Annotated in this window: 12 protein-coding genes; 7 read left to right on the forward strand and 5 right to left on the reverse strand. The window is 63.2% G+C overall.

Annotated elements, in window-relative coordinates:
• The first annotated feature begins 210 nt into the window (after positions 1–210).
• The 4 genes from arcD to arcC all read left to right on the forward strand — a co-directional run bounded on the left by arcD (position 211) and on the right by arcC (position 5,101).
• Complete coding sequence (arcD, locus tag NFH98_RS04770) at positions 211–1,638, forward strand: arginine-ornithine antiporter (RefSeq protein ID WP_349622292.1); 1,428 nt, start codon at positions 211–213, stop codon at positions 1,636–1,638.
• 95 nt (positions 1,639–1,733) lie between these two features.
• Positions 1,734–2,990, forward strand: coding sequence for an arginine deiminase (arcA, locus tag NFH98_RS04775; protein ID WP_349622293.1), 1,257 nt, complete (start codon positions 1,734–1,736; stop codon positions 2,988–2,990).
• Positions 2,991–3,065: 75 nt separating this feature from the next.
• Complete coding sequence (locus NFH98_RS04780) at positions 3,066–4,076, forward strand: ornithine carbamoyltransferase (RefSeq protein ID WP_045994511.1); 1,011 nt, start codon at positions 3,066–3,068, stop codon at positions 4,074–4,076.
• Positions 4,077–4,153: 77 nt separating this feature from the next.
• A complete protein-coding gene (gene arcC, locus NFH98_RS04785; RefSeq protein WP_349622294.1) occupies positions 4,154–5,101 on the forward strand; it encodes a carbamate kinase in 948 nt (315 codons plus the stop codon).
• A 212-nt stretch (positions 5,102–5,313) separates the two neighbouring features.
• Here arcC and NFH98_RS04790 read toward each other — a convergent pair whose 3' ends face one another.
• Positions 5,314–6,645 carry a glycerophosphodiester phosphodiesterase family protein gene (locus NFH98_RS04790; RefSeq protein WP_349622295.1) on the reverse strand — a complete coding sequence of 444 codons (1,332 nt, stop codon included), beginning with the start codon at positions 6,643–6,645 and terminating at the stop codon, positions 5,314–5,316.
• A 607-nt stretch (positions 6,646–7,252) separates the two neighbouring features.
• On the opposite strand from NFH98_RS04790, the gene leuA reads away from it, so the two are divergent.
• Positions 7,253–8,959 carry a 2-isopropylmalate synthase gene (gene leuA, locus NFH98_RS04795; RefSeq protein WP_349622296.1) on the forward strand — a complete coding sequence of 569 codons (1,707 nt, stop codon included), beginning with the start codon at positions 7,253–7,255 and terminating at the stop codon, positions 8,957–8,959.
• Between the two features lie 315 nt (positions 8,960–9,274).
• Here the strand turns inward: leuA and NFH98_RS04800 are convergent, their stop codons facing one another.
• Together NFH98_RS04800 and epmB are read right to left on the reverse strand one after the other, a co-directional pair.
• On the reverse strand, positions 9,275–9,727 hold the full coding sequence (locus NFH98_RS04800) for an Xre family toxin-antitoxin system antitoxin (protein WP_108449818.1): 453 nt from the start codon (positions 9,725–9,727) through the stop codon (positions 9,275–9,277).
• A gap of 117 nt (positions 9,728–9,844) precedes the next feature.
• On the reverse strand, positions 9,845–10,882 hold the full coding sequence (epmB, locus tag NFH98_RS04805; protein ID WP_222568118.1) for an EF-P beta-lysylation protein EpmB: 1,038 nt from the start codon (positions 10,880–10,882) through the stop codon (positions 9,845–9,847).
• Between the two features lie 105 nt (positions 10,883–10,987).
• Here epmB and efp point away from each other — a divergent pair, with 105 nt between their 5' ends.
• Both efp and epmA read left to right on the forward strand, forming a co-directional pair.
• Positions 10,988–11,554 carry an elongation factor P gene (gene efp, locus NFH98_RS04810; RefSeq protein WP_045994506.1) on the forward strand — a complete coding sequence of 189 codons (567 nt, stop codon included), beginning with the start codon at positions 10,988–10,990 and terminating at the stop codon, positions 11,552–11,554.
• A gap of 97 nt (positions 11,555–11,651) precedes the next feature.
• On the forward strand, positions 11,652–12,623 hold the full coding sequence (gene epmA, locus NFH98_RS04815) for an EF-P lysine aminoacylase EpmA (RefSeq protein WP_349622297.1): 972 nt from the start codon (positions 11,652–11,654) through the stop codon (positions 12,621–12,623).
• Between the two features lie 103 nt (positions 12,624–12,726).
• Here epmA and NFH98_RS04820 read toward each other — a convergent pair whose 3' ends face one another.
• Positions 12,727–13,266: a GNAT family N-acetyltransferase gene (locus tag NFH98_RS04820; RefSeq protein ID WP_349622298.1), complete on the reverse strand. Its 540-nt coding sequence runs from the start codon at positions 13,264–13,266 to the stop codon at positions 12,727–12,729.
• On the reverse strand, positions 13,266–13,577 hold the full coding sequence (locus NFH98_RS04825; protein WP_213227713.1) for a type II toxin-antitoxin system TacA family antitoxin: 312 nt from the start codon (positions 13,575–13,577) through the stop codon (positions 13,266–13,268). The genes NFH98_RS04820 and NFH98_RS04825 overlap by 1 nt, the downstream gene beginning before the upstream one ends.
• Positions 13,578–13,625: the final 48 nt, after the last annotated feature.

The following is a 13,625-nucleotide window of genomic DNA, read 5'->3' on the forward strand; positions in this document are numbered from 1 at the left end:
CTCCGAGGGAAAGGTCGTTGCAAGCGGCCGAGATCAAACAGTGGTGGTGGAGCGATATAACCTGATCGGGGTCGTTATTATGTACTTCGAAAGGCGTAGTTGACACGAGTCAGCAGAGAGGTGTGTACGGCGGTTTCGGTAGCCTCAAGGGGCCAAAAAGAGAGTAGCCTGAATTGGCAAACTTTTGGTCCCCACGAGGAAACCCTTCCCATGGAAAATGACACAGGAAAGCTGAGACTCGGCGCTTTGCTCGCGCTGGTCGTCGGCTCGATGATCGGGGGCGGTATCTTTTCGCTTCCGCAGAACATGGCGGCGAGCGCCGCACCAGGGGCGGTGCTGATCGGCTGGGGAATTACCGCGGTCGGCATGCTGGCACTGGTGTTCGTCTTCCAGACCCTGGCCAATCGCAAGCCGGAACTCGACGCCGGCATCTATGCCTACGCCAAGGCCGGCTTCGGCGACTATCTTGGCTTCTCTTCCGCCTGGGGTTACTGGATCAGCGCCTGGCTCGGTAATGTCAGCTACTTCGTTCTGTTGTTCAGCACCCTGGGCTTCTTCTTCCCCATCTTCGGCGAGGGTAATACGCCGGCGGCCATCGGCTGTGCCTCGATCCTGTTGTGGGCGGTTCACTTCCTGGTGGCCAGGGGCATCCAGCAGGCGGCGTTCATCAATCTGGTGACCACCATCGCCAAGATCGTCCCGCTGATCATGTTCGTCGTGCTGGCCGCCATCGGCTTTCACCTGGACGTCTTCACCATGGACTTCTGGGGCACCGGCAACGCCGATCTGGGCAGCGTCATGGACCAGGTTCGCAACATGATGCTGGTCACCGTCTGGGTATTTATCGGTATCGAGGGTGCCAGTATCTATTCCGCCAAGGCTCGCGATCGTCGCGATGTCGGGCGCGCCACCGTGATCGGCTTTGTCGGTGTGCTTCTGCTGTTGGTGATGGTCAATGTGCTGTCCATGGGCATCATGAGCCAGCCGGAACTCGCCGAGCTCAAGAACCCGTCCATGGCGCTGGTGCTGAGCCAGGTGGTCGGCCCCTGGGGCGGACATCTGATCAGCCTGGGCCTGGTGATCTCGCTGCTCGGCGCCTTGCTGTCCTGGACACTTCTGTGCGCCGAGATTCTTCACGCGGCTTCCAGCGACGGCACCATGCCTGAACTGTTGAGCAAGGAAAACGCCAACAAGGTGCCGGTCAACGCCCTGTGGCTTTCCAACGGTCTGATCCAGCTCTTTCTGCTGCTGACGCTGGTCAACGAGTCCACCTACCTGAGCCTTCTTTACCTCGCAAGCTCGATGATCCTGGTGCCTTATCTGTGGTCGGCGGCTTACGCCCTGTTGCTCGCGGTAAAGGGGGAAACCTACGAGAAGGAGCCTGAGGTACGCCGCAAGGATCTGTTTATCGGCGGCCTGGCTACCCTCTACGCGATCTGGCTGCTGTTTGCCGGCGGTATCGACTATCTGTTGCTGTCGGCGCTGCTTTACGCCCCTGGGGCCGTGTTCTTCTACAAGGCCAAGAGCGAGCGTGATGAAAAGGTCTTTACCCCCATCGAGAAGATTATCTTCGCGGTCACTGTCGCCTCGGCGCTGGCGGCCACGCTGGGGCTCTATCAGGGGTGGTTGAGTCTGTAGTTATGTAGTTAGACCTCGATGTTCAACATGTTACAGCGGTCAGGTTCATTGATGATGCGGTAGTGACAGTCCCGCAATAGGGAAGGAGAAACAGAATGAAAAGTGGATCTTCACGATTGGGTGTCTATTCCGAGGTAGGCAAGCTTCGCAAGGTCATGGTGTGCTCGCCAGGGCTTGCTCATCAGCGGCTGACCCCCAGCAACTGTGATGACCTTCTGTTCGATGATGTGCTGTGGACCAACCAGGCCAAGCGTGACCACTTCGACTTCGTGACCAAGATGCGCGAGCGTGACATCGAAGTGCTCGAGATGCATAACCTGCTCACCGAAACCCTCGAAAATCGCGATGCCATGCGCTGGATTCTCGAGCGCAAGGTGACCTCCAACCTGGTCGGCTTCGGCCTTGCCGATGAGGTCCGCGCCTGGCTCAGTGAACTGGAGCCACGGAGACTCGCCGAGTTCCTGATCGGCGGGGTGTCCTGGGCCGACATCACCGATAGCCACGGAGGCGAGACCCTCAAGACCTTCCGTGACTATCTGGGACAGTCCAGTTTCGTTCTTCCGCCGCTTCCCAACACCCTGTTCACCCGGGATACCACCTGCTGGATCTACGGCGGGGTGACGCTCAATCCGATGTTCTGGCCGGCCCGCCGCCAGGAGACGCTGCTGACCTCGGCGATCTATCGCTTCAACCCGCGCTTCGCCGGTGCCGACTTCAAGGTGTGGTACGGCAATCCCGACCAGGACCACGGTTCGGCCACCCTGGAGGGCGGCGACGTGATGCCGGTGGGCAACGGCGTGGTATTGATCGGCATGGGCGAGCGCACCTCGCACCAGGCCATCGGTCAGGTGGCGAGCGCGTTGTTCAGGGCCGGCGAGGCCGAACGGGTGATCGTGGCGGGGCTGCCCCGGTCGCGTGCCGCCATGCACCTGGACACCGTCTTCAGCTTCTGCGATCGCGACCTGGTGACGGTCTTCCCTGACGTGGTCAAGGACATCGTTCCCTTCAGTCTGCGCCCCGACGAGAGCAAGCCCAGTGGCATCGACGTGCGCCGCGAGAAGGGGAGCTTCATCGAGGTGGTGGCCGAGGTGCTGGGACTGCCGAAACTGCGAGTGGTGGAGACCGGTGGCGACAGCTTCGAGGCCGAGCGCGAACAGTGGGACGACGGCAACAATGTGGTCGCCCTGGAGCCAGGCGTGGTAGTCGGCTATGACCGCAACACCTACACCAACACCCTGCTGCGCAAGGCCGGGGTCGAGGTGATCACCATCAGCGCCAGTGAACTGGGCCGTGGGCGAGGCGGCGGTCACTGCATGACCTGTCCGATTCAGCGAGATCCCGTCGACTTCTGACGACGACGCTACGCGTTACTTCGCTTCTTTAACTGTGAATCGACGGCTGCCCTGGTGGCCGTCAAGGAGACCCTCATGTCCTTCAATATCCACAACCGTCACCTGCTGTCGTTGATGCATCACTCCGAGCGTGAGCTGCGCTACCTGCTGGACCTGTCGCGGGATCTCAAGCGGGCCAAGTACAGCGGCTGCGAGGCCCAGCGACTCAAGGGCAAGAACATCGCCCTGATCTTCGAGAAGACTTCCACCCGCACCCGCTGCGCCTTCGAGGTGGCCGCCTATGACCAGGGCGCCAACGTCACCTACATCGATCCCACCTCGTCCCAGATCGGGCACAAGGAGTCCATGCGCGATACCGCCCGGGTACTGGGGCGCATGTACGACGCCATCGAGTACCGCGGCTTCAGCCAGGAGGTGGTCGAGGAGCTGGCGGCGTTCTCCGGGGTGCCGGTCTACAACGGCCTGACCGACGAGTACCACCCGACCCAGATGATCGCCGACGTGCTGACCATGCGCGAGCACGCCGAGAAGCCGTTGCACCAGATCTCCTTCGCCTACCTGGGCGATGCCCGCAACAATATGGGCAACTCGCTTCTGCTGATCGGCGCCAAGCTGGGCATGGACGTGCGGATCGCCGCGCCACGTTCGCTGTGGCCGGACGAGGAGCATCTGGCCAACTGCCGGCGCTTCGCCGAGGACAGCGGCGCGCGCATCTGCCTGACCGAGGACCCCCGCGAGGCGGTCAGAGGCGTCGACTTCATCCACACCGACGTCTGGGTGTCCATGGGCGAGCCGGTGGAGGCCTGGGCCGAGCGCATCGACCAGTTGCTGCCCTACCAGGTCAACAAGGCGCTGATGGAGGCCGCCGGCAACCCCAGGGTCAAGTTCATGCACTGCCTTCCGGCCTTCCACAACTGTGACACCAAGGTGGGGCGCCAGGTCGCCGAGCAGTACCCGATGCTGAAGGACGGCATCGAGGTCACCGAGGAGGTGTTCGAGTCACCGGCCTGCATCGCCTTCGAACAGGCGGAGAACCGCATGCATACGATCAAGGCGGTGATGGTCTCGACCCTCGGCGATGTGTAAGTCACGCACCAACGGATCGGCAAGATAGCCTGGCGGCCCCTGGGCCGCCAGCAACCCCGAACGGGAAGGACACTGTTATGCGTATCACGATTGCCCTTGGTGGCAACGCCCTGTTGCGGCGTGGCGAGGTCATGAACGGCGAGGCCCAGCGCGCCAACATTCGCATCGCCTGCGAGCAGATCGCGCGCATCGCATCAGGCAACGAGCTGGTGATTGCCCATGGCAACGGGCCCCAGGTGGGCCTTTTGGCCCTGCAAGGGGCGGCCTACGACGAGGACAACGCCTTTCCTCTGGATGTGCTGGGTGCCGAGACCGAAGGCATGATCGGCTACATGATCGAGCAGGAGCTCGGCAATCTGTTGCCGCCGGAGGTGCCCTTTGCGTCGCTGTTGACCCAGGTCGAGGTGGACGCCGACGACCCTGCCTTCCAGCAGCCGAGCAAGCCCATCGGCCCCATCTATCAGCGCGACGAGGCCTGCCGGCTGGCAGAGCTCAAGGGCTGGACCATGGCGCGAGACGGCGATCACTACCGCCGGGTTGTGCCGAGCCCTAGACCCAAACGGATCTTCGAGATTCGCCCGCTGCGCTGGCTTCTGGAGAAGGGCACCGTGGTGATCTGTGCCGGCGGTGGCGGCATCCCCACGGTCTACGGGGAGGAGGGCAAGCTCGAGGGCATCGAGGCGGTCATCGACAAGGACCTGTGCTCATCGCTGTTGTCGCAGGAGCTGGCCAGCGATCTTCTGATCATCGCCACCGACGTGGACGGGGTCTATCTGGACTGGGGGACCCCGCATAGCCGGCGGGTCACGATGGCCGATCCCGATAGCCTGGAAGCCCAGGGTTTTGCCGCAGGATCCATGGGGCCCAAGGTACAGGCGGCCTGTGAGTTTGCTCGTTCAAGCGGCAAGACGGCAGTTATCGGTGCGTTGGCCGATATAGAGGCTATCGTCGCCGGCCACGCCGGCACTCGGGTGAGTATCAGGGCCACCGGCATAAGCTTTGCTCAGGAGACGACGACTCCTTGAAGGAGGAGCGGGACATGCCTGGTTGCCTGCCCTCGTCTGGAGGCGGCTGGCTACCGCCGATGGGGGAGCGCTCTCCAGGTTGACGATCGTTAGGATGGAGCCCTCGGAATGGCGTTAGGGGCGCCAACGCCACGGAAGGCGTTCTGGCCGGGTGGTTATCCACCCGGCCGTTTTTATGCGTTCCGACTAGATTCGCGGGTGGTCATTGCCGCTTATTTTGCCAGTTCGTCGGCCATGCAGTTGGCGTAGAAGGTGACCGCCGCCGGCCAGTCAGAGAACACCGCCTTGACCCCGATATCGCGGGCCATCACGTCAAGCGCCACCATCTTGTCGCCATCGTTGTCGACGACATTGTCGATGGTCTGGTGGTACCAGGCACCGTCACGGGTCAGCGGCGCCGAGCGCTCGAAGGACCAGGCGATCAGCTCCAGTCCTGCCTCCTTGGCCTTCTCGGCGTAGACCGATGGCACGATGGGCCGGTCTTCGCTGTCCCCCTCGGCCAGCAGCATCCACATCGGCGGGGCCAGAATCTTCACCCCCATATCGGCCAGCTCCTGCATCGACGGCTCCCAGCTTGCGGGATCGGTCACGTCGAAGCCTTCCACGTCATAGCGATCGTCCAGGTACACCGCCTGGTCGGCGAACTCGGTGTTGTCGACCCAGTAACGCACGTCATCGAGCAGAAACGACTGGGGAAAGACGTCTTCCGGGGGCACGCCGGCCTCGACGTACTCGTCGATCAGCTTCTGGGCATAGTCCTGCTGGCTCATGCCGTCGAAGGGCATCTCGACGCTCGGTGTCTTCAGCTCCGGGGTCATCTTGACGCCCAGGTCCTGAAACAGCGCGATGCTTTCGGCGTGACTCATCAGGGTACCGCGATCGGCATAGAGCTCGGTGCGCCAGCGCGGGTTGCCGGCCAGGTAGGCCTCCAGGGTGTCGGCGCTGGTGTCGACGCCGTCCATGCGGCCTTCCAGGGTCTTGAACTCGGCCAGGGTGATGTCGCTGGTGCAGCACTGGACGTCGGCGGCGTTGGTCAACTTGCCATCGGCATCGAAGGTCGGTGGCACGCTGCACTGCTCGGCAAGCTCGGTCTCGAGGATATTGGTGGTGCCGTGCAGGTCGCACTGGGAGTGGCGGCAGACCAGTTCCTTGTCTTCGGTAAAGGCCACGTCGCACTCGAGCACGCCAGCGCCCATGCGCGCGGCGGCCAGGTAGGATTCCCGGGTGTGCTCGGGGAACATCAGGGGGGCGCCGCGGTGGCCGATGGAAAAGTCGCTCCGGGTGGGCTGCTCAAGGTTGGCCGCGCACTGCTCAAGGGTCGCCTTGAGCTCCGCGGACTGGGCATTGTCCTCGTCCATGTCGTCGATCAGGAAGTAGGGGCGGGGGCCCAGACTGACCGGCAGGGAGGAAGAAGCGCTGGCGTTGGAGGCGTTGTCCTCGGCCATGGCGGGCGCGACAGTGGCCCCGCAGAGCGCGATGGCAGTGATCGCGCATGACAGTAACGCGGCGAGGGGAGCGGGGCGGCGGTGGTGATGGGCATCCATGGAGCGTCTCCTTTGTGTCAGCCATGCTGAACCATCAGCACGAGTCTGGTGGTGTTGTCAGAGATTACGGTGGTTCCGGGGCGCCGGAATCGCTCTATTACCCTAGTCCGGCTCGAGGACATTCACATGACAGCGAGCGCTCTTGGCGCCCGCGCTGGCGCGCCGCAGTTGACAACGTCGCTGAAGACTGATTTTCTAGAGCGCATGAACATGACATCTCGCCACCTCGACCTACGACTACTACTACGCGTTTGAATGCGCGTGGCGACGCCCTTTGTGCTTGCGTCGCCGGCAGGATCGCCACCAGTCAGGTTGAGTCGAGGTTGCAAGATGTCCGTCAGTACCCAGTGCCCCACCATGAACCCGTCCCGTCACGCCACCTGTGGTGTCCGCTCTCGTCGTTGCGACGATGTACGGATGGCTGGTGCGCGAATTGTCGTGGTCGCTATCGTCTCGGTCCTGGAACGACTTATGACGCCCCGCTCGCCTCTGGCGAGCGGGGCGTCGCCGTTTTCACCTGGCCTTTGCTCACAAGGCGCTGGCCGGGTCGCCCAACAGGCCTTCCAATAACGCTTCGCTCGACACACCCTATTCCGGAGAAAACGCCATGATGCTCAAGGACCCTTCGACCAAGTACCGCCCCTTCGTGGCCGTGGACCTGCCTGATCGGCAGTGGCCCAGCCAGCGCATCGAGACCCCGCCCCAGTGGTGCAGCGTCGATCTGCGCGACGGTAACCAGGCGCTGATCGATCCGATGGACCAGGAGCGCAAGCAGCGCTTCTTCGATCTGCTGGTCAAGATTGGCTTCAAGCAGATCGAGGTGGGCTTCCCCTCCGCCTCCCAGACCGACTTCGACTTCGTGCGCAGCCTGATCGAGGAAGGCAAGGTCCCGGACGACGTCACCATCCAGGTACTGACCCAGGCCCGCCCGCATCTGATCGAGCGCACCTTTGAATCGCTCAAGGGTGCCAAGAACGCCATCGTTCACGTCTACAACGCCACCGATCCGGTGTTCCGTCGCGTAGTATTCAACGTCGACAAGCCCCAGTGCATCCAGATCGCGGTCGATGCCACCACCCAGATCCGTGACCTGATGAAGGCGGCCCCCGAGACCAACTGGACCTTCCAGTATTCTCCGGAGCTGTTCACCACCACCGAGATGGACTTTGCGGTGGAGATCGTCAATGCCGTGCGCGAGACCTTCGGGGCCAGCGCCGACAACAAGATGATCGTCAATCTGCCGGCCACGGTGGAGTGCGCCACCCCCAACAACTACGCCGACCAGATCGAGTGGTTCTGCCGCAACGTCGAGCACCGCGATCACCTGATCGTCAGCGTCCACCCCCACAATGACCGTGGTACCGGTGTGGCCGCCGCCGAACTGACGGTAATGGCCGGCGCCGACCGGGTCGAGGGCACCCTGTTCGGCAACGGCGAGCGCACCGGCAACGTCGACATCGTCACCCTGGCGATGAACCTCTACACCCAGGGCGTCCATCCGGGCCTCGACTTCTCCAACATCACCCCGATCATGCGTGAGGTCGAGCACTGCAACCAGCTGCCGGTCCACCCGCGTCATCCCTACGTCGGCGATCTGGTGTTCACCGCCTTCTCCGGCTCTCACCAGGACGCCATCAAGAAGGGCATGGCGCTGCGCAAGGAAGACCCCGACAGCGTCTGGGCGGTGCCTTACCTGCCCATCGACCCGCTCGACGTGGGCCGCAGCTACGAGGCGGTGATCCGCGTCAACAGCCAGTCCGGCAAGGGCGGCGTCAGCTACCTGCTGGAGCAGGAGCACGGCATCGAACTGCCGCGCCGGCTGTCCATGGAGTTCAGCCTGGTGGTGCAGGAGGTGGCCGATCGGGTCGGCAAGGAGATCACCTCGGCGATGATCTACCAGACCTTCGTCGACGAGTACCTGGCCAAGACCGAGCCCTACAGCCTGGTCAGCCACCGCCTGTCGTCCGAGCCGGACAGCCCGACGGTGACGCTGGAAGCCTGCATCGCCAAGGACGGTGAGCGCCACACCATCAGCGGCGAAGGCAACGGCCCGCTGGCGGCCTTCGTCAAGGCGCTGCGCAGCGAAGGCCACGACATCGAGATCATCGACTACCACGAGCACTCCCGCGGTCAGGGCGCCGACGCCGAGGCGATCGCCTACGTCGAGGTCCGAGTCAAGGGCGAGGCGGTGTTCGGCGTCGGTACCGACGAGAGCATCACCAGCGCCTCGATCAAGGGTGTGATGAGCGCGATCAACCGCTGCCTGTCCACCGAAGAGGTGGCGCCCAACGTCACCGCCGACAGCGTGGCCTGATTCGCGCCGCTGGCAAATGGCGTAAACGCACCGCCCCCGGGGGAAACCCCGGGGGCGGTTTTTTTGCAGCATGCTTTGTGTGGTCCAGGGAGGGGCGTTCTGCGGAGTGGGTCACCAGCAGTCGTTACTAAAGACGTTTATCGGGAGCGAAGGGCATCTCTCGGGCTTCATCGACCATCGCCTTGAAGCTGAAATGCGCCGGGTTGATCAGGTAGTTGGTTTCCCTCGGCACGATGACGCTTGGCACCGCGAGATTCGTCACCGACGTTGTGGATTAACTGCTTTCGCAAGGCGAGTGTCTGTCATGAGCGATACTCACACGCAGACGCCGTGCTCGAGCCGTCCAATCAGGTTCAGCACGGCAGCTGTACCAGCCGATGTCACCACCATATCCACCGGCCGCGTGTTTCCAAGACCAGGGGCAGGGGTAAGCAGCCACTGGTTAGTCTGCTGCGTGTCACCCTCGAACAGATCAATGGCGCAGTGGTATACCTCGGCAACACGATAAAGCCGGTCGCCCTCGTCCACGGTGAAGCGGCCAGTCGTCGCTCGACGCCTCAGTGTGGTGGGGGAGATGGCGACAAAGCGTCTCAGGTCCTGCTTTCCTAACCCCGTGAAGGAGGCGAGCATGGAGTACACCTCGTAGGCGACACCATTTCTTAACGCTTCGTGCAGTTGCGGGCCTCGCCGGGGAAGCCCAATGGCGTGCCAGAGGTCACTTTTGTGGTCGGCCTGCTTCGGTCGGAAAACCTTGATGGCAGACTTCATGTTTCACCTTTCCTTGTGGCATCGGTCGATATCACAAAAGAGGACGAGAGGCTGTTGCAGCTTCCCTCGCCCCACGACGGGCCTGATAACCAGCGTACTTTGACGATTGCGTCACAGCTACAACGGCGTCTTGCTGGCTTCGCCGGGGACCTCGCGGACCAGGGTCGGCATCAGGAAGCCGGGCAGGCGGGTGCGCAACTCGTCGACCAGGGCGTTGGCGCGGGCGTCGGCCACGTCGAAGTGGGCTGCCCCGGACACCGGGTCGAAGGCGTGCAGGTAGTAGGGCAGTACGCCGGCCTCGAACAGCCGCTCCGAGAGCGCCTCCAACGCATCTACCGAGTCGTTCACTCCCTTGAGGATCACGCTCTGGTTGAGCAGGGTCACGCCGGCCTGCTTGAGCCGCGCGCAGGCGCCGGCGACGGCCTCGTCGATCTCGTTGGCGTGGTTGATATGCAGCACCATGACCTTCTGCAGGCGGGTGCCGGTGAGCCACTCGAGCAGGGGGCCGTCGACGCGATCGGGGATCACCACCGGCAGCCGGGTATGCAGGCGTAGTCGCTTGAGATGGGAGATGGCGTCGAGCCGCTCGACCAGCCAGGCCAGCTGGCGATCGCTGGCGGCCAGCGGATCGCCACCGGACAGGATCGCCTCGCGCAGAGTATCGTCCTCGCGCAGGTAGTCTAGGGTGTCGTCCCACTGGCTGCGTGAGGGCGCGTTTTCCTGGTAGGGGAAGTGGCGACGGAAGCAGTAGCGGCAATTGATCGCGCAGGCGGGGCTGGTGATCAGCAGTACCCGTCCGGCGTACTTGTGGATCAGGCCGCGACGGGCGGTGTGCTGGGCCTCCTGGAGCGGATCGGTGACGTAGCCCTCGGGGTTTGTCTGCTCGGCATCCAGGGGCAGCACCTGGCGCAGCAAGGGGTCGCCCGGGTCTGCGTGGCGCATGCGCGCGGCAAAGGCCTCGGGCACACGCACCTCGAACAGGGAGTGGCCGGCCTCGGCGCCGGGGATCAGGGAGGCGTCGAGCCCCAGGCGTCGGCACAGCTCGCGCGGGTCACGAATGGCGCCGGCCAGCTGGCGCTGCCAGCCGCCGGGGGCGGGAAGTCCCGGCTCATCCGGGGCAGAGCAATGCAAAAGCGTCGAGCTTCGGGTTATCATGCGGGCCATCCATCGATGCGTGCGAGGGGCTTGTCCTCGCAAAATGTCAGTTGAGTGCCGCTCTGAGCCGATGGCCGGGCCGGGCACCGAAAGGAACGAGATCTCATGGCGAACTATTCTACCAACGAATTCAAGGGCGGTCTGAAGGTGATGCTCGACGGTGACCCCTGTGCCATCGTCGAGAACGAATTCGTCAAGCCCGGCAAGGGCCAGGCCTTCAACCGCGTGAAGCTGCGCAACCTGATGACCGGCCGCGTGTGGGAGCGTACCTTCAAGTCCGGCGAGTCGCTGGAAGGCGCCGACGTCATGGATCTGGACATGGAGTACCTCTACACCGACGGTGACATGTGGTACTTCATGAAGACCGACGGTTCCTTCGAGCAGTACGCCGTCGAGAAGAAGGCCCTGGGCGACAGCGACAAGTGGCTCAAGGAGCAGGTGGTGTACACCGTGACCCTGTGGAACGACAACGCCATCTCGGTCTCCCCGCCCAACTTCATCGAGCTGGAAGTGGTCGAGACCGACCCGGGTCTCAAGGGCGACACCGCCCAGGGCGGCTCCAAGCCGGCGACCCTGTCCTCCGGCGCGGTGGTGCGCGTTCCCCTGTTCATCAACCAGGGCGAAGTGCTCAAGATCGACACCCGTAGCGGTGATTACGTCTCCCGCGCCTGAGGCGAGGGCGATATCCCCGGATCGGCAGATCGATATACAGACAAAGGCCACGCGATCGCGTGGCCTTTGTCGTTTGGGCAAGTGCAAGGAACGAACGATGACAGACTGGCAACCCACGGCCTCGCTGGACACCCTGCGCCGCCGCGCCGTGCTGATGCAGCGGGTGCGCGGCTTCTTTGTCGAGCGCGGCGTGCTCGAGGTGGAGACCCCCTGTCTCGGTCACGGCGGCAGCACCGACGTGCACCTGGCGTCGCTGTCTTGCCAAGCCGTCACCTCGGCGGGCAGCGAGACCCTGTGGTTGCAGACGTCGCCGGAATTTCACATGAAGCGCCTGCTGGCGGTCGGCAGTGGGCCGATCTTCCAGATCGCCCGCAGCTTTCGCGACGGCGAGGTGGGACGCCGCCACAATATCGAGTTCAGCATGCTGGAGTGGTATCGCCCGGGGTGGAGTCTCGACGCGCTGATCGAAGAAACCCAGGCGCTGATCCGCGAGGTGCTGCCGTTTAATCCCGGCCCGACGCAAAAGCGTCGCTATCGCGAGCTGTTTGGCGAGGTGCTGGATATCGACCCCTTCGACTTGGATCTCGCATCGCTTCGCCGTCTTGCCGGTGAACGCGGCGGCCTCGACATGGCCGAGGCGCCGCGCGATGAGTGTCTCGACTTGCTGATGAGCCTCGTCATCGAGCCCGAGCTAGGCCGCGACGGCATCGACGTGGTGCTGGACTACCCGGCCAGCCAGGCGGCGCTGGCCCGGCGTCACCAGGATCCCCGCGACGGCGCCTGGGTGGCCTCGCGCTTCGAGGTCTATCTAAATGGGCTCGAGCTTGCCAACGGCTACGACGAGCTGACCGATGTGGACGAACAGCGCGCACGCTTCGCCGACGACAATCGTGCCAGGCGTGAGGCAGGCCTTGCCGAGGTCGACGTCGACGAGCGCCTGCTGGCGGCACTGGACGCCGGCATGCCCGAGGGCAGCGGGGTCGCCCTGGGGCTCGACCGGCTGATCCAGCTGGCGCTGGGCAAGTCGCGCCTTGAAGAGGTGATCACCTTTCCCACACCGCGCTGTTGAGGGGGGCTGGGCACCTCGTGGGGTGGTCAGCCCAGGTGCCCAGATCTTTTGATTGTCAGCTAGAAGGGGGCGCGGGACAGGGAGGTAGAAGGTCTGTGGCGGTTCAGCCCTGGAGCTTCGCGACGGTGGCCATCGGCAGGAACATGCGTAACGGATTCGATGGCAGAGACTGAAAACCAAAGCCTGTGTATAGACGCAGCCTTCTTTCCACCGCCTGCGAGTCTCCGCAGTCCAGAATATCGAGCAGCACAACGGCCGTGCCTATTCTCAGTGATGCTGCAAAGGCTCGATTCAATGCATCGACCAGCAGGCGTCTACCGATTCCCTGCCCCTGGAACTGTTGATCGACGCCGATCATGCCGATGAAGGCGGCAGAGATACTGCCATCCGCATTCGCCAGGCGCTTGTAGCGGTTGGGCAGGTCGCTACAGTCCACGCTATGGGCGTTGAGCGAATAGAAACCCAGGATATTCGAGGGATCCCGAGTTGGGTCTGTCATCACGAAGACGCGAATCGTGCCACCATCCATCAGCCTGCTGGCGGTGCGCTGCAGAAAGTTGTCGACTTGATCCACCCCAGACGAAAAAGCCGCTCGATGGTGTCGAGACTTGTCGAGCGCCTCGATGACGACGGTGGCCGACATCAGCGCTTCGCCACCGTCTGCCGATGGTGGGTGAAGGCGTCACGTAGCTTCTCGGTCGGAGCCGGAGGGTTCTCGATGGCCTCAAGGAAGGCCTCATGATCTTCAGGCATGAGCCGTGTCACTTCATGCGCCCGGATGGTCTCCATTGCCCGCTCATACGCTGCGGACAACGCGAACGTGGACATGTCCTGGCCACTCAGCGCGGCCGCCTGCTCGATGGCTTGCTTGATACGCGGTGTTGTACGGAAGCCAAAACGTTCAGTGTTGCGCTGACGTGCTTCTGTACTGGCGTCGGAAGATTGGCTGGCCAAGGTGTTGACCTCCAGTGCATGTGATCTTCAAATCACACTGTACGCCCT

The sequence above is a fragment of the Halomonas sp. H33-56 genome (assembly GCF_040147035.1).
GTDB classification, from domain to species: Bacteria; Pseudomonadota; Gammaproteobacteria; order Pseudomonadales; family Halomonadaceae; genus Halomonas; species Halomonas litopenaei.

Coding starts and splice junctions, on each gene's coding strand:
- arcD (WP_349622292.1), top strand. CDS start 211: ATGGAAAATGACACAGGAAAGCTGAGACTCGGCGCTTTGCTCGCGCTG.
- arcA (WP_349622293.1), top strand. CDS start 1,734: ATGAAAAGTGGATCTTCACGATTGGGTGTCTATTCCGAGGTAGGCAAG.
- NFH98_RS04780 (WP_045994511.1), top strand. CDS start 3,066: ATGTCCTTCAATATCCACAACCGTCACCTGCTGTCGTTGATGCATCAC.
- arcC (WP_349622294.1), top strand. CDS start 4,154: ATGCGTATCACGATTGCCCTTGGTGGCAACGCCCTGTTGCGGCGTGGC.
- NFH98_RS04790 (WP_349622295.1), bottom strand. CDS start 6,645: ATGGATGCCCATCACCACCGCCGCCCCGCTCCCCTCGCCGCGTTACTG.
- leuA (WP_349622296.1), top strand. CDS start 7,253: ATGATGCTCAAGGACCCTTCGACCAAGTACCGCCCCTTCGTGGCCGTG.
- NFH98_RS04800 (WP_108449818.1), bottom strand. CDS start 9,727: ATGAAGTCTGCCATCAAGGTTTTCCGACCGAAGCAGGCCGACCACAAA.
- epmB (WP_222568118.1), bottom strand. CDS start 10,882: ATGATAACCCGAAGCTCGACGCTTTTGCATTGCTCTGCCCCGGATGAG.
- efp (WP_045994506.1), top strand. CDS start 10,988: ATGGCGAACTATTCTACCAACGAATTCAAGGGCGGTCTGAAGGTGATG.
- epmA (WP_349622297.1), top strand. CDS start 11,652: ATGACAGACTGGCAACCCACGGCCTCGCTGGACACCCTGCGCCGCCGC.
- NFH98_RS04820 (WP_349622298.1), bottom strand. CDS start 13,266: ATGTCGGCCACCGTCGTCATCGAGGCGCTCGACAAGTCTCGACACCAT.